The following is a 17,338-nucleotide window of genomic DNA, read 5'->3' on the forward strand; positions in this document are numbered from 1 at the left end:
GAAAGGGTGATTCAGCGCTCGATCGACTGGCCGATGAAGCGCGACACCTTGGGCGGCCCCTCGCCCCGGTGGAAGGCCAGGCGGCGGTCGCGCAGCGCCACCTCCACGGCGGTGATGCGGTCGAAGCGGCGCAGGTGCTCCACCCAGCTCTCGTCCACGTAGTACTCCATCCAGTGGCGCGGGTTGGCATGGTCGCGCAGCAGACCCCAGGAGAGCGCGCCCTGCTGCAGCCGGCTGCGCCGGCTCTCGCGCATCAGGTCGGCGAAGGCTTCGGCATCGGCGGGGTCGATGTCGTAGTCCACCGTCACCATCACCGGGCCGGCATGGGGGTCGATGTCCAGCACGGTGGTGGGGCTGGGCAGCACGTCGCGCTGCGGCGTGAGGTCGTGGTCGCCGCCCAGGCGCTCCACCTGCTGGCGGCGCATCAGCACCAGCATCACCAGGCCGCTGGCGGCCGAGGCCAGCAGGCTGGCCTGCAGGCTGCTCAGGCTGGCCACCTGGCCCCACAGCGCCGCGCCGCCGGCGCTGCCGGCCATCAGCGCGGTCTGGTAGATGGCCATGCCGCGGGCGCGCACCCAGTCGGGCAGGGCCAGCTGGGCCGACAGGGTCAGCGAGTTGGCCACCGAGATCCAGCCCGCGCCGGCCAGCGCCATGGCCGGCGCGCTGAGCCACAGGCTGGGCGACAGCGCCACCACCAGCGTGCCGGCCGCATGCATCAGCGTGCCGTACAGCACCAGGTCGTCCCGGGTGAAGCGCTCGCGGATGCGCGGCAGCATCAGCGCCGTGGCCACCGCGCCGGCGCCCATGCACGACAGCAGCAGCGTGAAGATGGCGGCCCCGCCGTGCGAGAGCTGCTGTGCCACCAGCGGCATCAGTGCCAGCAGCGCGGTGCTGTGCAGGAAGAACACGAAGATGCGCAGCAGGATCACCCGCATGCCCGGCGACTGCCGCACGTACTGCACGCCCACCCGCATCGCGCCGACGAAGCGTTCCCCGGCAGCGCGCTGGCCCGCGGCGTGTTGCGCCAGCGCCAGATGATGCCGGCCGCGCCCAGCGACAGCAGCGCGTTCAGCCCGAAGACCCAGGCCGGCCCCAGCCCGGTGAGGATGGCCCCGGCCAGGATGGGCCCGGCGATGCGCGAGGCATTCATCGCGATGGCATTCAGCGCCATCGCCGAGGTGAGCTCATGCCGCGGCACCAGTTCCGGCACGATGGCCGCGAACACCGGCCAGCGCATCGCCAGGCCGACGCCGTTGGCGAACACCAGCAGCAGCAGCAGCGGCGCGTTCAGCGCCCCGCTGAAGGCCAGCACGCTCAGCAGCACCGCGGTGGCGGCCACCCACAGCTGCGTGAACATGAACCAGTGACGGCGGTCCACGATGTCGGCCATGGCGCCGCTGGGCAGGCCCAGCAGGAACACCGGCAGCGTGGCCGCCGTCTGCACCAGGGCCACCCACACCGGGTTGGGCGCCAGCTCGGTCATCATCCAGGCGGCAGCCACGTCGTTCATCCACATGCACACATTGGCCGTGACCGAGGCCAGCCAGAGCATGCGGAACACCGGGCGGGCCAGCGGGGCCAGCGTGCCCGCACGCGGCGGCATGGCGGGCGCCGCAGGAGGCTCGGGCGGCGGGGGCGAGGGGGGCGGCAGGGCGTCTGGAAGTCATCGTGTGGCGGGCCCACTGTAGCCCCATGCCGGCCGGCCGCCGATGTGGGAACTGCGGTGTGCCCACCGGCCAGTTCCGGTTTCAGCGGCCGCGCCGGGCGGCCGATATCGGGCCCATGAAGAAGTACATGCGCCTGGTTCCTTCCGCGTTGGCCGCGCTGGTGCTGGTGGCCTGCGGCGGCGGTGGCGGCTCCGGCGGCGGCGAGGCCGAAGCCGCGCCCGCCTTGCCGGCGGCCGCTTCGGCCACCGGCGACGCGGCCGGCCCCACCGATGCGGCCGCCCTCGCCTTGGCCACGCTGAACACCGAACGCGAGCGTTGCGGCTTCGGCAGCGTGCGCCGGCATGCGGCGCTGGACACCGCCGCCGGCTGGCATGCCGCCTACCTGAAACAAGGTTTTGCCGAGGGCCGGCCCGCCAGCCACCAGCAGGAGCCGTCGCGTGCCGGCTTCGTGGCGGCCACGCCGGCCGAGCGGGTGCTGCAGGCCGGCTACGACTATGCGGCCACCGGCGAGTACCTGAGCTTCGTGCCGCTGGCGGGCACCGCGGCGCCCGGCGATGCGCTGGTGCGCGCGATGCTGGCCACGGTCTACCACCTGGCCGGCATGCTGGACGGCAACCGCGACGTCGGCATCGCCGTGGCCCGGGCCGACAGCGCGCCGCCGGCCTACCGCCAGGCCATCCTGGCCTGGGAAACCGGCACCCCCCGCGGCAGCCGCCCCACCGAGCCCGCGGGCCTGGTGACCTATCCCTGCGCCGGCAGCAGCGGCCTGCAGCCCTTCATGTATGGCGAAAGCCCCGATCCCTTCACCGCACTGGGCTTCGCGGCCGGCCCGGGCACGGGCCACCCGCTGTACCTGCGCGCGCCCGCCGGCACCCAGCTGCGCCTGGCCGTGGCGCAGCTCACCCACGTGGCCAGCGGCCGCCCGGTGCCCGTGCAGCTCTACCACGCCAGCGACGATCCCCAACGCCTGCTGGGCGCCCACCAGGCCTTTGCCATCCCGCGCGAGCCGCTGGAACCAGGCGCCAGCTACCGCGCGCAACTGCAGGGCAGCGTCGACGGGGTGCCGTTCACGCGGGAGTTCACTTTCGGGACGATGAGGTTCTGAGCGGTTCGAGCGGTTCTCCGACAGGCTGACCCGGCCCCCGGCCGCATCCGGGCCATCGACGCCTGCGTATGCTGGCGCGATGACTTCGATCTCTCGTGCGTGGATGGCGCCGTTGCTGGCGCTCGGCCTGGCGGCCTGCCTGGCCGGCTGCTCGCCGGTCACGGCGCTCAATGTGCTGGCCCGCGCGGGCGACCACACGGTGACCGCCGGCGTGGCCTATGGCCCGGGCCCCCGGCAGCAGCTGGACGTGTACCGCCCGGCCGGGCCGGCGCCCAGAGACGGCTGGCCGATGGTGGTGTTCTTCTACGGCGGCTCCTGGAACAGCGGCGCGCGTGCCGACTATGCCTTCGTCGGCCAGGCCCTCGCCTCGCGCGGCATCGTGGCGCTGGTTGCCGACTACCGGCTGTATCCGCAGGTGCGCTATCCGGGGTTCCTGCAGGACTGCGCGGCCGCGCTGGCCTGGGCGCTGGAGCGGTCGCGTGCGCTGGGCGCCGATCCACGCCGGGTGCATGTGATGGGCCACAGCGCCGGGGCCTACAACGCCGCCATGCTGGCGATGGATGCCCGCTGGCTGGCGGCCACCGGCCATGCGCCCGCGGAGCTGGCCGGCTTCATCGGCCTGGCCGGGCCCTATGACTTCCTGCCCAGCGGCAATCCCGACGTGCAGCCGGTGTTCTTCCATCCCGCGGTGCCGCCCGGCGCACAGCCGGTGGAGTGGGCCGGCCCGGCCACGCCGCGCAGCTTCCTGGGTGCGGCGCGCAGCGACGCGCTGGTCGATCCCCAGCGCAACACCGTGGCCCTCGCCACGCGGCTGCAGGCCGCGGGCGTGCCGGTCATGCTGCGGCTGTACGACGGCGTGAACCACGTGACCTTGGCCGGCGCGCTGGCGCGGCCGCTGCGCTGGCTGGCACCGGTGCTGGACGACGTGGCCAGCTTCGTGCAGGCACCGGCCACCGCCCCGCAGGCATCCGCCATGCAGGCGACGGCTGCGGCCGGTGGGCCGGCCCGCGCGCAGGTGCAGCCATGAGCGGCCTGTGGCAGCGCATCGGCGCCGCACGCAGCGATGCGTCGCAGGTGGCCGCCTTCGGGCTCATCCTCTATTCACGCGCCGACGTGCACCTGCGCAAGCTGCTGGACGATCCCGACTACGTGGCAGCGCTGGATGCCGTCTCCGGCTTTCGCTGGACGGTGTTCTATGCCCGCGTGGGCAGCCATGCCGGCCCGGTGGCGGGTGGGCCGGTGCAGCCGCGGCGCCTGCAGGAAAGCCCCGACCGGCCGGAGCAGGAACCCAGCGATGCGTTGCTGGAGGCCTTCGGCCTGCAGCCGCGGGACGTGCCCTGCCTGCTGGTGTTCGTGCCGCTGGACGACGACCAGGCCGTGGTGCGCCATCTGCGCCTGCAGGCCGATTCCCTGGAACAGGCCTTCACCTCGCTGCGCGAAGCCATCGGCACCATCACCGAGGTGTTCGACGACATTGCGCCGGCCCATCTGCAGGATGCCGAGGGCCTGGTGGCGGCACTGGACCTGCGGCTGGTCAATGACCGTCACCGCCGGCTGGCCGGGCGCATGCTGTCGCTGGTGCGGTGGCTGCGCAGCTTCATGCCGCGCCTGCCCGGTTAGCTAGCCGAAGTTCTGGATCCACTCCACGCCCTGGGCGTAGGCGGACTGGATGGCCACGTCCTCGCTGGGCAGCGGGTCGCGCCGGACGGCGATGGTGCGCGGGCGGCTGGGCCACACCAGCTTGGAGATCACCAGCGCCGGCTCGAAAAGGCCGTTGTCGCGCGCCTGGGCGCTGCACACCAGCTCATAGTCGGCGACGCGGAAGGTTTGGGTAGCAGCCATGGAGGTCCTACGACGTGATGGGCGAGTATGCGTCACGCTGCGCCGGCCCATGTGGCGACGCCGGCGCGAGGCCGGCATCGGTGTGACAAGCCCGCCCGGCGCAGCCCCTCTGGGGGCCGGCCCGGCGTGGCGGCCGAACTTACTTCTTGACCGCGCCCGTGCCGCCGGTGGTGGCCTGGTTGCTGTTGTTCTCCACCGTGCCGGTGCCACGCGGGTTGGTGTTGCTGTTCATCGTGCCGGCATCGCTGCGGCCGGTGGTGCCCGACGACGAGCTCGACGAGCCGGAGGTGCCGCCCGACGACATGCTGCCGGCAGCGCCCGTGCCGCCCGGGGTGGCCTGGGTGCCGTTGTTCTCCACGGTGCCGGTGCCGCGCGGGTTGGTGTTGCTGTTCATCGTGGTGCCCGACTTGCCGGCGGACTTCATCTTGTCCTTCTTGCCGTCCATCGACTGCGTGCTGCCATGGGCGCCGGAGGCGTCATGGTTGGCACCGCTGCTCAGCTGGTTGTTGGTGGTGCCCGGCACCGCGGTGGCAGAGCCTTGCGCCTGGGCCAGGCCGAAGGTACCGGCCAGAGCTGCGGCGGCGATGAGGGAGGTGATCGATTGCTTGTTCATGCTGTCTCCTGCAAGAGGGTTTGGAAAGTGCGGCCTGCGTGGGTCGTCAGCCGTGGCTGCCGGCCTGCAGGGCCTGGAATGCACTCTAGGGGGGTGGGCCATCGCCCCGCGTCGGCCGCTTGCGCCGATGGATGTAGGACAGACCCACGTGGCGTTGAAGTACTGCCGGGTCGAGATGGCTGCTTAGGTTGGGGGACTGCTGAGCCTGTGGGCATCGGCCGACACGCGGGCAGGGCGCCGCCCCGCGCGCCGATGCGCCATGTGTCCCTGGCCCGCGTCGCGGCAACGCCTTAACTTTGCTGTACCGAAACCAAGGAGACCTCTCATGACCGATCACATCGACGACAAGACCAAGCATCCCGTGGCAACCGGCACCGGTGCCGTGGTGGGTGGCGTGGCAGGTGGCGTGGCCGGCGGCGCAGCCGCAGGCGCCGCGGTGGGTGGCATGACCGGCCCGGTGGGCGCGGTGGTGGGCGCGGCCGTGGGCGCCGTGGCCGGCGCATTGGCTGGCAAGGGCATCGGCAAGGCGGTGGATCCGGCGGCCGAGGAAACCTACTGGCGCGACAACTACGCCAGCCGCCCCTACGTCACCCCGGGCTCCACCTATGACGACTACGGCCCGGCCTACCGGCATGGCGTGGATGCGTACTCGCGTTATCCGGACCGCAACTACGACGACATCGAGTCCGACCTCAGCCGCGACTGGGGCACCTCGCGCGGCAATTCGTCGCTCGAATGGGAACACGCCAAGCATGCCTCGCGCGACGCCTGGCACCGCCTGAGCAACCGCGTGGAACGCGCAGTGCCGGGTGACTCGGACGGCGACGGCCGTTGATGGCGCGCTGACTCGGCCGGTCTTGCTTGACCGGCCGGGGCAAAGCTCCGGCAAAAGGGTGCTTTTGGCACCCTTTTGCCTTTGTGCGTTGGGTGGCTTGCCTCGTGTGGGCGGCGCAATCAGCCAGGCATCAGCCACGCGCCCGCGCTCAACCCGTCGAAGGCAACGGCAGGTCGAAGTGCAGCACCTCTTCCCGCAAGCCCAGCTTCTCGTACAGCGCGATGGCCGGCGGGTCGCTGTGGTCGGCCTGCACGAACACCACCCAGGCGCCGCGCTCGCGGGCCATTGCCTGCAGGCTGCGGATGAGCCCCGTGGCCACGCCCTGGCGTCGAGCGTGCGCCGCCACCGCCAGGTCGTACAGGTAGACCTCGCTGCGCGCCTGCTCCAACTTGGGCAGCTCGTACGCCACCAGCCCGCCCACCACCGCGCCGGCCTGCAGCGCCACCAGCGCGAACACATGCGGTTGCGCCAACACCTGCTGTACATAGGCGTCGTCGGGTGGCGAGTGCGCATAACTCGCCGGGTCCTCGAAGGCGCTGGCGAACAGCGCGTTCAACGCGCGCAGCAGCGCCAGGTCCGCCGACCCCAGGCGCCGGATGTCCAAGGCGGGCGTCGGCGCGGGCATGGGCTCAGAACCAGACATCGCGGATGCACTTGCCGTCGCTCGGCAGGTCCTCCCAGCGGTCCAGCCCGTCGAAGTGGTCGATGCGCAGGTGGGCGATGGGCCCGGGCTCGCACAGCCGCAGGTTCACCGCCATTCGGCGTCGGCCCTCCGCGTCGGGCTGCTGGGCAAGCCAGTGGGTGAGGCAACCGCAGCGCGGGCAGAAATTGAAGCTGAGCGACCGGCCGCGCACATAGGCCGTGGTGGTGCCGTGCACGCGGATGTCCTCGCCCTCGTGACCGTAGGCCCACAGCACGCCGTAGCGGCGGCAGGCGGTGCAGTTGCAGGCAGTGGCAGATTCGGGCACGTCGTCGAGCTGCCAGCCCGCGCCGCCGCAATGGCAGGTTCCTTCAAGCATCGGCGTCCTCCGCAGGGGGCGGCCCCACGACCACCTCGTCACCCACCATGATGCAGCCACCGGCCAGCACCCGGGCGGTGAGCCCGCCGTGGCCCCGCATCGCGTTGTAGGCGCCGGGCCCCAGCTCGGCTTCCATCTTCGAGCAGGGATCGCACGGGCCGGTGAGCTGCAGCAGCACCTGCGCGCCGATGCGCAGCACCAGCGGCTGGTCGGCGAACAGGCTGCGCGCGGCCAGCAGGTTCAGGCCCGAGACCACCAGGTTGCGCCGCAGCGTGGTGGCCTCGATCTGCGCATGGCCGGTCCAGGCGGCGATGAGCGGCAGGTGCTCGGCCTGCACCAGCGTGACCTGGCGCTTGCCGCCGGCCGCGCCGGGCCGCGGCGCTCGATCGGCCGCACGGTCGCCCTGCAGGCCACGCTGCACCAGCGCCTGCGCCTGCGCCACGGCCACCGCCGGCAGGCCCCGCGCGGGACGCAGCACGATGGCCTGCAGCCGGCCCGGGCGCGGAAAGCGCGCGGTCAGTCGTCGCAGGCCGGCCGCCTCGTCGTCGTCGCCGGGCCGGGCCATCTAGTTCTTCAGTCGGTAGCCGGTGCGGAACATCCAGCCCACCACCGCGATGCACAGCGCCAGGAAGCCGCAGGTGGCCGCCAGGCTCCAGCCCACGCCCACGTCGGCAGTGCCGAAGAAGCTCCAGCGGAAGCCGTCGATCAGGTACACCACCGGGTTGAACAGCGTCACCTGGCGCCACAGCGGCGGCAGCATGTCGATGGAATAGAAGGCCCCGCCGAGGAAGGTGAGCGGCGTGATGATCAGCATCGGGATCAGCTGCAGCTGCTCGAAGCCCTTGGCCCACAGCCCGATGATGAAGCCGAACAGGCTGAAGGTGACCGAGGTGAGCAGCAGGAAGGCCACCATCCACACCGGATGCTCGATGCGCAGCGGCACGAAGAACGATGCCGTGGCCAGGATCACCAGCCCCAGGATGACCGACTTGGTGGCCGCCGCGCCCACGTAGGCGATGAGCATCTCCAGGTACGAGATGGGCGCCGACAGCAGCTCGTAGATGGTGCCGGTGAAACGCGGGAAGTAGATGCCGAAGGACGCGTTGGACAGGCTCTGCGTCAGCAGTGACAACATGATGAGCCCGGGCACGATGAAGGCACCGTAGGCCACGCCGTTGACCGATTCCATGCGCGCGCCGATGGCCGCGCCGAAGACGATGAAGTACAGCGAGGTGGTGATCACCGGCGTGACCAGGCTCTGCCCCACGGTGCGGGCGAAGCGTGCCATCTCGAAGCGGTAGATGGCCCACACGCCGTGGCCGTTGAATCCGCGGGCGCTGCTCATCGGGCCGCTCCTGGTTGATGCACCAGGCTCACGAAGATGTCCTCCAGCGAGCTCTGGCGCGTGTTCACGTCGGTGTAGCCGATGCCCAGCTCGGCCAGACGGCGCAGCACCGGGGCCACGCCGCCGCCGGCGTCATGGGCATCGAACTCGCGCTGCAGCGTGTGGCCGCCGGGCTTGAGCACCAGGTCCATCGCCGCCAGCTCGGCCGGCAGCGCATGCAACGGCTGCTCCAGCTCCACCGTCAGCTGCTTCTTGCCCAGCTGCTTCATCAGCGCCTTCTTCTCCTGCACCACGATGAGCTCGCCCTGGCGGATGACGCCGATGCGGTCGGCCATGTCCTCGGCTTCCTCGATGTAGTGGGTGGTCAGGATGATGGTGACGCCGCCGTCGCGCAGCCGCCGCACCATCTCCCACATGTCGCGCCGCAGCTCCACGTCCACGCCGGCGGTGGGCTCGTCCAGGAACAGGATCTGCGGCTCATGCGACAGCGCCTTGGCGATCATCACCCGCCGCTTCATGCCGCCCGACAGGGCCATGATCTTCTCGTCGCGCTTGTCCCACAGCGAGAGATCGCGCAGCACCTGTTCCACCTTGGCCGCATCGCGCGGCTTGCCGAACAGGCCGCGGCTGAAGCTCACCGTGGCCCACACCGTCTCGAAGGCGTCGGTGGACAACTCCTGCGGCACCAGCCCGATCAGCGAGCGGGTGATGCGGTAGTCGCGCTGGATGTCATGGCCGGCCACCGCCACGCTGCCGCTGCTGGCGGTGACGATGCCGCAGATGATGGAGATCAGCGTGGTCTTGCCGGCACCGTTGGGTCCCAGCAGCGCGAAGATCTCGCCGCGCTGGATGTCGAGGTCGACGCGCTTGAGCGCCTGGAAGCCGCTGGCGTAGGTCTTGGTGAGGCCGCGCAGCGCGACGGCGGGTGTGGGGGAGGATGGCTCGGATGGGCTGTCGGGCATGGGAGGGGCGGCGGGTGTCGGCGGGCCATGTTAGGCGCCCCCGCTGGCAGCTTCAGGGCCGCCGCAGGCTGCCCCCACCGGCGAAGTTGATGGCCTGGGTGGTGGTGGGCGCCGCGCCGGTGCTGGTCAGCGTGGCGTCCAGGGTCACGTTGCCGCCGGCGCGCTGGATCACCAGGCGCAGGCTGTCCACCGCGGCATGGCCCTGCAGCGGCACCGGGGCGGCGCTGCCGCGCTGCTCGGTGCCCACCAGCAGCACCGCGGGCTCGGCGTCGTTGCCGGCCGGGTCGGTGGCCAGGGACAGCCGCCAAGGCTGGCCGCTGGCGTCCTGGCCCACCCAGTCGCCGCTGAGCGCGGGCAGGAAGCGGTCGTTCTCGTTGCGGTGCACGGTGAAGGCACTGCCCGGGCCTTCGGGCGTGAACTCCACCGTGTCGCCGTCGAGGAAGCGGCCCGTGTAGCGCGCCACCAGCGGCGATTGCGGCGCCGCCACGGTGATGCGCAGGTTGCGGTTGCTGAAGTCGCCGGACAGCAAATGGCGGTGGTCGTCCGCGCCCAAGGGATCGTCGATGTTGATCGAGGCCTGCGTCTCGTCGAAGCGGCCGCTGGCACCGTCGGCCGACACGCCGGTGGTCTGGAAGTTGACGCTGACCATGCGCCGCTCCACCACGCCCACGTAGGAGAAGACGAAGATCGGCGCGAACAGCAGCTCCGAGCCGCCGCCGCAACCGTGCAGCGGCAACAGCAGCGCGCCGGCACCGGCGCCGGAGGCGGCCAGCAGCAGCCGGCGGCGCAGTGCATCGGGCCGCTCGAGCGGACAGGCCTTGGGACGAGGCAGGAAGGGGGTCATGGCGGCTCCTTGCGGGCAAGCTGCTGCAGAAAGCCCTCGATGTCGGACTGCAGCCGCTGCAGCGCCGGCTCCAGCTCTTGCATGCGGGCCCGCACCTCGGGCGGCGAGGCCTGGGCATCGAAGATGGCCTGCGAGTCGGCCGCATTCATGCGCCAGATCACCTGGTGGACCGACCACAGGCTGTCGCGCAGGGCCTGCCAGCGGGCCAGCACCGGCGCCGGCCAGTGGCGGGCCAGGGCGCCGTCGTGCCGCTCGCGCGCGTCGCGGAAGCGGTTCACCGCGGCGTTGTATTCATTGGCAAAGGCAACGAAGCGGCTGCGCGGCACGCTGGGCCGCAGCAGCAGCTGCTGCAGGTTGCGCACGCCGAACAGGTACTGGTTCAGGGTCTCGGCCAGGTCCACCTCGGCCGCGCGCGGATCGGTGGGCGGGATGTTGCGCGCCTCCTGCAGCCGCCATACGCCCAACGACCGCAGGCTGCGCTCGATGGCCGCGGCCGGCAGCACGCTGAAGGCCAGGTCGTCCGCATTGGTCACCAGGCCCAGCACGCCGTGCCCACTCATCACCGGGCCGCCCGAGCTGCCGCCGCGCGCACCGGGAAACTCGATGCGCAGCAGCCCGGCGGGGGCTCCGGCAGCGCCGGCACCGGCCGAGCTGGCCGGCGATGCGGCCGGCACCACGGCCACCGCGCCGCTGCGTGCCACCAGGCCGCAGCGGCCTTCCTGGCCCAGCAGCCAGGCTTCCTGCCGCGGGGCGATGCCGGCCGCCGGCGCCAGCACCCGCTCCAGCGGCACATAACCCGCCGGCAGCGCGGTGCGCAGCACGGCCAGGTCCTGGTCCGGGGCCTGGAAGCCGGCCAGGCGCTGCGCCGGCTGCGGCGCAGCGGCCGGCGTGCCGTCGCAGAACACCACCTCCACCGCCGCGCCGGCCGGCTGCAGCACATGCGCCGCGGTGGCGATGTACGCATGCCGGCCGTCGCTGCCCACCACCAGGCCGAAGCCGTGTTCGCCACCGGCTTCCGCGGTGCGCACCTGCACCACGTTGCGCAGCAGCTGCCCGCCCAGCTGCGGGCCGTCCAGGAAGCTGGTGTCGGCCGCCGGCGCGGGCAGTCCGGTGGCCGCCGCCAGGACACAGGCCAGCAGGCGCAGCAAGGGGCTGGCTGTTGCACCTTCCCGCCGAGCCGGAAGCGCGCCGCCTTCGGGCGGCCGGGCGGCGGCGGGGGATGGGGCACCCTCCCGCTGCGCGGGATCCCGCCGAGCGGGAAGCGCGCCGCCTTCGGGCGGCCGGGCGGCGGCGCTCATGCGGCCGCTCCGGTCAGCTGCCGGCGGGTCCAGGCCAGGGCGCCCCACAGCATGGCGGCCGCGCTCCACAGCAGGCCCACCAGGTGGTGGCGGGCCACCATCTCCAGCAGGCTGGGCTTGAGGGACTGCTCGAAGTCGCCCACGCGGGTGCGCAGGCCGGTGGCGCTGCCGCTCGCGGTCATCGCCAGGCCGCTGCCGGTGGCCTGCAGCGCCAGCCGCTCCACCGCCAGGCCGTCCAGCTCCAGCCAGTCGCCTGCGGCCAGGCGGTGCTGGCCGCCGGTGGCCGGCAGCTGTACCAGGCCTTCGTGCAGGCTGGAACCCACGGCGGCGCCCGCCGCGCCGCCGTCCACCCGCTCGGCGAAGCGCAGCGACTCCGGCCGCAGCCCGCGCAGCCACTGTCCGGCCGCCGGCAAGGCCAGCAGCAGCGGCGGCGGCGCGGGAGAGGGGCGGGCCGCATCACCGGCCTGCAGGCGCAGCCACTCGGTGTCGGCCTGCGGGCGCGCCTGCACCAGGTCGCCCAGCTGCAGCCGGGTCTGGCCGCGCCACTGCAGTTCGGCCACCACCGGCGGCACCGGCGCTTCCACCTGCAGCAGCAGCTGGCCGCCCGCGGCCTGCAGCGTGAGCCGGCTGCCGGCCGGCAGCTGCAGGCTGCGCAGGCGCAACTCGGTGGCCTCGATGCGCAGCCGGTCGGCACCGGCCTGGCGGGCCAGGTCTTCCAGTGCCGCGTCGCCGGACTGCAGCTGGGTGAAGCCTTCGGCGCGCACCGGCCCCGCCTGCGCCGGCAGCTCCAGCTGCACCGCCTGCGGCAGTTGCAGCGTGACGCTGCCGGCCTGCAGGCTCAGCGACAGCGGCACGCTGCGCACCGGAACCGTGGCCGCCAGCAGCAGCACCGTGGCCACCAGCAGCACCGGCCAGCCGGCGGCACCCCAGCGCCTGGCACGCGGCCGCTGCCGTGCCGCCAGCGCGGCCAGCGCGGCGTCCAGCATCTGCAGCCGCTGCTGCAGGCCCAGCAGCTCGGCCGGCGGCGCATCGGGGTCGGCCAGGCGGGTGGTCCAGCGGGCCAGCGCCTCGTCGCGCAGCCGCGCCAGCGGTTCAGGGCCGGCCATGGCGTGTGCCGGCCACCACGAATCGCAGCAGCGGCAGCGCGCGCCCGTCGGCCGCGGCCACTGCCTGCACCTCGATGCGCTGGCTGCCGCCATCGGCCGGCAGCAGGAGCGGCAGCGTGCTGCGCTGCCAGGCGAAGAGCCGCGAGCCCGGCAGCTCGCTCCACGCCGACGCGGCGGCACCCGGGGCATCGGGCGCGGCCCGCCAGCGGATGGCGGCCACGTCCACCGACACCCGCAGCACCGCATGCGCCTGCAGTGGTGGCGCCGCCTGCCCGGCAGGCGACAGCGGCACGAAGACCGGATCGGCATGGCCCGGCGTGCTGCCGGCTGCGCTGGTGGCCAGCGGCACCGCCAGGAAGCCGAGATCGGCCAGCCGCAGGCCGGTGGCAGCCAGCATCGGTGCCGGGTCCCAGGCCACCGGGCGACCGGGCGGCAGCTCGGCATCGGCACGGTAGAAGGGCGTGGAGCGCTGCGGCAGCACCGTCAGCCGCAGGGCCGGGCCGGTGGCCTCGGCCTGCCACACCAGCGGGCCGGTGGTGGTCGGCGGCAGCGGCGCGCGGGTGAGCGAGACCAGTTCCACGAAGGGCTGGGAGACGGTGCGTTCGTAGAAGCCTTCGCAGCGGGCCGCATCGGGCACCGGCCGATAGGCCGGCATGCGGCTGCTGCTGGGCTGCACCCGCGCGCATTCGAAGGCCCCGGCCGGCCCCGCCACCAGCCCGGCCAGGGCCAGCAGGCTGGCGGCCCGGCACCTCGATCTCCGCATCGGCATCCCCTCGCATCGGCCGATAACGGTTATCGGGCCGGGTGCCGTGGCCGTCGATCCCTACCTTCTAGAGATGGGCGCGGTGGCCGTCAGTGCGCATGCATGGTGCTGCCGTGGCAGGCCTCGTCCTGCACGCCGAAGCCGCGGAACAGGCACATGCGCCGCCAGGCCTTGAGCGATTCCGAGCGTGCCGCCAGTGCCTGCGGCGTGCGGAAGGGCGCCAGGATCTCGGGCACCGTGCGGGCCACGCCGTTCTTCATCACCATCTCCACGTTGGCGGCGTTCTTCAGGTCCTCCAGCGGGTTGCCGCGCACCATCACCAGGTCGGCCAGCTTGCCGGGCTCCACCGTGCCCAGGTCCTTGTCCAGGTAGCTCATGCGCGCGGCGTTGATGGTCACGTTCTGCAGCGCCCGGTGGTTGCTGGTGACCAGCCCCGAGCCGCGCAGGTTCATGTGCAGCCCGATGCCCGGCGCCACCAGGGGCGAGTCGGTGCCGATGGCCAGCAGCCCGCCGGCATCCGCCACCTTCTGCGATTGCGCCGCATCGCGCCGGATGGTGGCCAGCGTCTCCGCCGTGGGCACCGGCGTGGCCAGCAGCCCGGCCACGAAGTTGGGCGGCACCAGCAGCGCGAAGCGCTCGCCCAGCAGCACGCTGGGGTCCTGGCCCACCAGCGCCATCGACGAGAACAGCGTGTCCACCACATGGAAGTCGGCCTTGGCATGCAGGTCGAAGGCGTCCTGGTAGGTGATGCCGTTCAGCGACTTCGCCCAGCCATAGCCCATGCGCTGCGTGGCCGACAGGTGCGTGGTGCCGCCGATGCCGGTGGCCGCGCCCGGCGACAGCATGTGGGTGCCGGTGGGAATGCCTTCGTCCAGCCCCGCCTGCGCGATGCGGGTCATGACGGGAATGGGCGCCCGCACGTACGACTTCATGTAGTCCACGCCCATCGCGCGCGCCTTGGCGATCTCCATCTCGGCCACCTCGGTGGTGCGCAGGGTGCGGGCGAAGCTGTAGAAGAGCCGGTTGCCCTCCCACAGCGGCGGCGAGACGAACACCCGCGGCCCCACCAGCCGCCCGGCCTCCAGCGATTCGCGCATCTCGATGCTCTGGTGCAGCGGCCCGGCCACCGACTGCGTGCTGGTGATGCCGTAGGCCAGCATCAGCGCCGAGATCTGCCCGAACTGCCCGCCCTGGTACAGCGTCAGCGGATGCACGTGCGGGTCCCACAGGCCGGGCATCACCGTCAGCGCGCTGGCGTCGATGTAGCGGTCTGCCGCGGTCTCGGCCCCCGGCTGGTGCGGCCGGATGGCGGTGATGCGGTGGCCGTTGATCACGATGTCCACATCGGTGGCCAGCGTCTCGCTGCGGCCGTCCCACAGCCGGCCGGCCCGCACGATGGTGGTGGCCGGGCCCACCGCGGGCTGCCAGTCCATCGACAGCGGCACGTCGGCCGCGCCGCTGCCGTCGGCCTGCACCGTGCGCAGCCGGGTGCCGGCCTTGTACAGCAGCGTGCGCGAATCGCCGGCCCACGAGGGCAGGTCGGCCGCCTCGGTGGTGATGGCCCGCGGCGGGCCCGAAGGCACGCCGCCGGCGCCCAGCGGCATCACATGCAGCACCGAGTCCATCACGAAGGCCACCTGCGTGCCGTCGGGCGACACCACCGCCGCGCCTTCCTCGCGGTCGGAGATCTGCCGCGGCCGCTCGGCCACGCGGTGGAACACTGCCGTCTTGGTGGCCAGGTCGATCACGCGCAGCGCGTTGTAGCCCTCGCGGAAGCGGTTGTTCATGCGCTCGTTGTCGACCAGCATGATCTTGTCGCCGCCCGGCAGCCACTGCGGCGTGCTCACCTGCGAGCTCACCTGCGGGATGACCACCTCGGCCGACTGCGCCGCGATGTTCCACAGCTCCAGCTGGCCCGAGCCGGTGGTGTAGGCGATGCGGCTGCCGTCGGGCGACATCATCGGCGTGACCATCGACTTGGCGGCGATGGCGCCCAGCCGCGTGCGCACGCCGGTGGCCACCACCACCTGGTCGATGGCCAGCGCGCCGGCGTTGCCGCGCTCGGTGGAGAAGTACACCGCGCTGCCGTCGCGGGTCCATTGCGGGCTGCCGTCGCGGTCCAGGTCGTCGGTCAGGCGCACCGGGGCCTCGCCGATCTTCATCACCCAGACGTCGTTCAGCGCCACGAAGGCCACGCTGCGGCCATCGGGCGACAGCGTCGGCGCGCTGACGCCGGTGACCGGCCGCGGCGCCAGGCGGTCGAAGCCGCGGTCCTTGGTGGCGGTGATCACGGGCCGCCGCACGCTGAGCTGCGCGGTGAAGCCGATGTCCGTGGGATTGCCGCCGCTGGCGTCGCGCGTGCGCAGCTTGCCGTCGGCGGTGTAGAGCATGCGGCCGTCGGGCATCCAGCGCACCGGGAAGCCGAACAGGTCCTCGCTGCCCGACACCGGCGTGCCGCCCACCGTCAGCACCCGCGCCGGGGTCTGGTACACCAGGGCGGAGCCATCGCGGTTGTAGGCCGGGGCGATGCCGGGGCCCACCAGCGTGCGTTCGCCGCCGGCGGCCGGCACGGTGTAGAGGTTGTTGGTGTCGACGAAGACCACCTTCGTGCCGTCGGGCGACACGATCGGGTTGCTCTCGGCCCCGGCGCCCTGGGTGACCTGCTGGTAGGCGCCGCTGGCCAGGGTGTAGCGCCAGATCTTGTAGTTGCCGTCGTTGCCCCGGTCGGAGGCGAACACCAGCGCGGTGCCGTCGGGCGTCCAGGCGGGCTCGCGGTCGTCGTAGGGGCCGGTGGTCAGCTCGGTGGCATTGGCGCCGTCGGGGTCGATGCGCCAGAGGTGGTAGTTGCCGTCCAGCGTGTAGTTCTGGAAAACGATGCTGCGACCGTCGGGCGACCACACCGGCGCGGTGGGCTCCAGCGTCCACGGCGTGATGCGCCGGGCCTCGCCGCCCTGGGCGTCGATGACCCACAGCGCGCCCTGGGCCGAGAACACGATGCGCCGGCCATCCGGCGAGGGCGAGGCGGCCATGTTGGTGCCTTCGCGCAGCTCCACCGTCACGTCGCGCACCGAGCCGCTGAGTCCGCTCAGCTCCTCGGGCCGGCCGGGGCCGTCGTCATCGTCGTCGTCGTCGAAGGGGCAGCCGCCCAGCAGGACGGCCACGGCCACGCCTGCGATCCATGCATGTCGCTTCATGTGCTCTGTCTCCTGGCAGGGGCCTTGTGATAGGTGCCGGTCTGTGCGGCGGGCGGCCCGGTGCAACCCATTCTGGGGACTGCCCCGCGCCTGGCGCACCGGCCGATCCCCTACGCGGAACTACGCGGTCGGGCCCGCAGGCCCGGACGCAAACGGACACAAGCCCCGTTCACCACGCTGGTGCATGCGGGCCTAGACTGGCCCGGCCCCCACCGGGGCAGGAGGTGTTGGCGGATGCAGGCAAGCGGCTCAGGCAGGCCCACCCCGCTGCCCGTGCAGGCGGCGGACTGCGGCTGCAGCCAGGCCGAGGCGCGGCGCCAGGAACGCCGGCGCCTGGCAGCGGAACTGCACGACGGCGTGGCGCAGCAGCTGGTGGTCACCCGGCTGGCGCTGCAGGGCCTGCTGGTCGAGACCGCATCGAACCTGCCCGCCTCGCAGCGGCGGCTGCAGCAGGGCGTGCAGCGCTCGGTGCAGCGGCTGGAGGAAGCGCTGCAGGCCCTGCACCGGCTGGCGGTGGACCTGCATGGCCCGCCGCCGGTGGCCCTGCATGCGGCGCCGGTCCGGCTCACGCCGCGCGAGCGCACGCTGCTGCAGTGGCTGGCGCAGGGCGCCGGCAACCGCCGCATCGCCCAGGCGCTGGGCCTGTCGGTGCGCACGGTGGAGGCGCACCGGCTGCACCTGCGGCGCAAGCTGCACCTGGGCAGCCCGGGCGAGCTGGTGAAATTCGCGGTGGAACACCTGCGGC

General features: G+C 72.7%; 16 protein-coding genes and 2 pseudogenes. 5 read left to right on the plus strand and 13 right to left on the minus strand.

Annotated features, from left to right (window positions below):
- Positions 1-11 precede the first annotated feature (11 nt).
- Positions 12-1,603 (minus strand): annotated as a pseudogene (locus tag LRS14_RS30760) (MFS transporter).
- Positions 1,604-1,782: 179 nt separating this feature from the next.
- On the opposite strand from LRS14_RS30760, the gene LRS14_RS18975 reads away from it, so the two are divergent.
- The 3 genes from LRS14_RS18975 to LRS14_RS18985 all read left to right on the plus strand — a co-directional run bounded on the left by LRS14_RS18975 (position 1,783) and on the right by LRS14_RS18985 (position 4,392).
- A complete protein-coding gene (locus LRS14_RS18975; RefSeq protein ID WP_257800656.1) occupies positions 1,783-2,772 on the plus strand; it encodes a hypothetical protein in 990 nt (329 codons plus the stop codon).
- A gap of 79 nt (positions 2,773-2,851) precedes the next feature.
- The gene (locus LRS14_RS18980; protein ID WP_257800657.1) at positions 2,852-3,799 is read left to right on the plus strand and encodes an alpha/beta hydrolase; all 948 of its coding nucleotides are present in this window, start codon (positions 2,852-2,854) and stop codon (positions 3,797-3,799) included.
- Complete coding sequence (locus tag LRS14_RS18985; RefSeq protein ID WP_046112010.1) at positions 3,796-4,392, plus strand: hypothetical protein; 597 nt, start codon at positions 3,796-3,798, stop codon at positions 4,390-4,392. Before LRS14_RS18980 ends, LRS14_RS18985 begins: the two co-directional genes overlap by 4 nt.
- Here the strand turns inward: LRS14_RS18985 and LRS14_RS18990 are convergent, their stop codons facing one another.
- Complete coding sequence (locus LRS14_RS18990) at positions 4,393-4,614, minus strand: hypothetical protein (RefSeq protein ID WP_046112009.1); 222 nt, start codon at positions 4,612-4,614, stop codon at positions 4,393-4,395.
- 139 nt (positions 4,615-4,753) lie between these two features.
- The gene (locus tag LRS14_RS18995; RefSeq protein ID WP_046112008.1) at positions 4,754-5,227 is read right to left on the minus strand and encodes a hypothetical protein; all 474 of its coding nucleotides are present in this window, start codon (positions 5,225-5,227) and stop codon (positions 4,754-4,756) included.
- Between the two features lie 325 nt (positions 5,228-5,552).
- On the opposite strand from LRS14_RS18995, the gene LRS14_RS19000 reads away from it, so the two are divergent.
- Positions 5,553-6,062, plus strand: coding sequence for a glycine zipper domain-containing protein (locus tag LRS14_RS19000; RefSeq protein WP_046112007.1), 510 nt, complete (start codon positions 5,553-5,555; stop codon positions 6,060-6,062).
- 148 nt (positions 6,063-6,210) lie between these two features.
- On the opposite strand, the gene LRS14_RS19005 is transcribed toward LRS14_RS19000, so the two are convergent.
- The 10 genes from LRS14_RS19005 to LRS14_RS19050 form a co-directional block, all read right to left on the minus strand.
- Positions 6,211-6,687, minus strand: a complete 477-nt coding sequence (locus LRS14_RS19005) for an AAC(3)-I family aminoglycoside N-acetyltransferase (RefSeq protein WP_257800658.1) — start codon at positions 6,685-6,687, stop codon at positions 6,211-6,213.
- A gap of 4 nt (positions 6,688-6,691) precedes the next feature.
- Positions 6,692-7,081 (minus strand): GFA family protein, encoded by a 390-nt coding sequence (locus LRS14_RS19010; RefSeq protein ID WP_046112005.1) that lies wholly within the window; start codon positions 7,079-7,081, stop codon positions 6,692-6,694.
- Positions 7,074-7,646 (minus strand): MOSC domain-containing protein, encoded by a 573-nt coding sequence (locus LRS14_RS19015; RefSeq protein ID WP_046112004.1) that lies wholly within the window; start codon positions 7,644-7,646, stop codon positions 7,074-7,076. The genes LRS14_RS19010 and LRS14_RS19015 overlap by 8 nt, the downstream gene beginning before the upstream one ends.
- Positions 7,647-8,426 carry an ABC transporter permease gene (locus tag LRS14_RS19020; protein WP_046112003.1) on the minus strand — a complete coding sequence of 260 codons (780 nt, stop codon included), beginning with the start codon at positions 8,424-8,426 and terminating at the stop codon, positions 7,647-7,649.
- Entirely contained in the window at positions 8,423-9,388 is a 966-nt protein-coding gene (locus LRS14_RS19025) for an ABC transporter ATP-binding protein (RefSeq protein WP_046112002.1), read from the minus strand. Before LRS14_RS19025 ends, LRS14_RS19020 begins: the two co-directional genes overlap by 4 nt.
- 52 nt (positions 9,389-9,440) lie before the next feature.
- Positions 9,441-10,232 carry a hypothetical protein gene (locus LRS14_RS19030; RefSeq protein WP_257800659.1) on the minus strand — a complete coding sequence of 264 codons (792 nt, stop codon included), beginning with the start codon at positions 10,230-10,232 and terminating at the stop codon, positions 9,441-9,443.
- Positions 10,229-11,380: a serine protease gene (locus LRS14_RS19035; protein WP_257800660.1), complete on the minus strand. Its 1,152-nt coding sequence runs from the start codon at positions 11,378-11,380 to the stop codon at positions 10,229-10,231. Before LRS14_RS19035 ends, LRS14_RS19030 begins: the two co-directional genes overlap by 4 nt.
- 146 nt (positions 11,381-11,526) lie before the next feature.
- Positions 11,527-12,636, minus strand: a complete 1,110-nt coding sequence (locus LRS14_RS19040; RefSeq protein ID WP_257800661.1) for a hypothetical protein — start codon at positions 12,634-12,636, stop codon at positions 11,527-11,529.
- Positions 12,623-13,399, minus strand: a complete 777-nt coding sequence (locus LRS14_RS19045) for a hypothetical protein (RefSeq protein ID WP_257800662.1) — start codon at positions 13,397-13,399, stop codon at positions 12,623-12,625. Before LRS14_RS19045 ends, LRS14_RS19040 begins: the two co-directional genes overlap by 14 nt.
- 89 nt (positions 13,400-13,488) lie before the next feature.
- Positions 13,489-16,593: an amidohydrolase family protein gene (locus LRS14_RS19050; protein ID WP_257800663.1), complete on the minus strand. Its 3,105-nt coding sequence runs from the start codon at positions 16,591-16,593 to the stop codon at positions 13,489-13,491.
- Between the two features lie 333 nt (positions 16,594-16,926).
- Here LRS14_RS19050 and LRS14_RS19055 point away from each other — a divergent pair.
- Positions 16,927-17,337, plus strand: a pseudogene (locus LRS14_RS19055) (LuxR C-terminal-related transcriptional regulator); the annotation flags it as partial.
- Between the last annotated feature and the right edge of the window lies 1 nt (position 17,338).

The organism is Aquincola sp. J276, assembly GCF_024700035.1.
GTDB lineage: Bacteria > Pseudomonadota > Gammaproteobacteria > Burkholderiales > Burkholderiaceae_C > Aquincola > Aquincola tertiaricarbonis.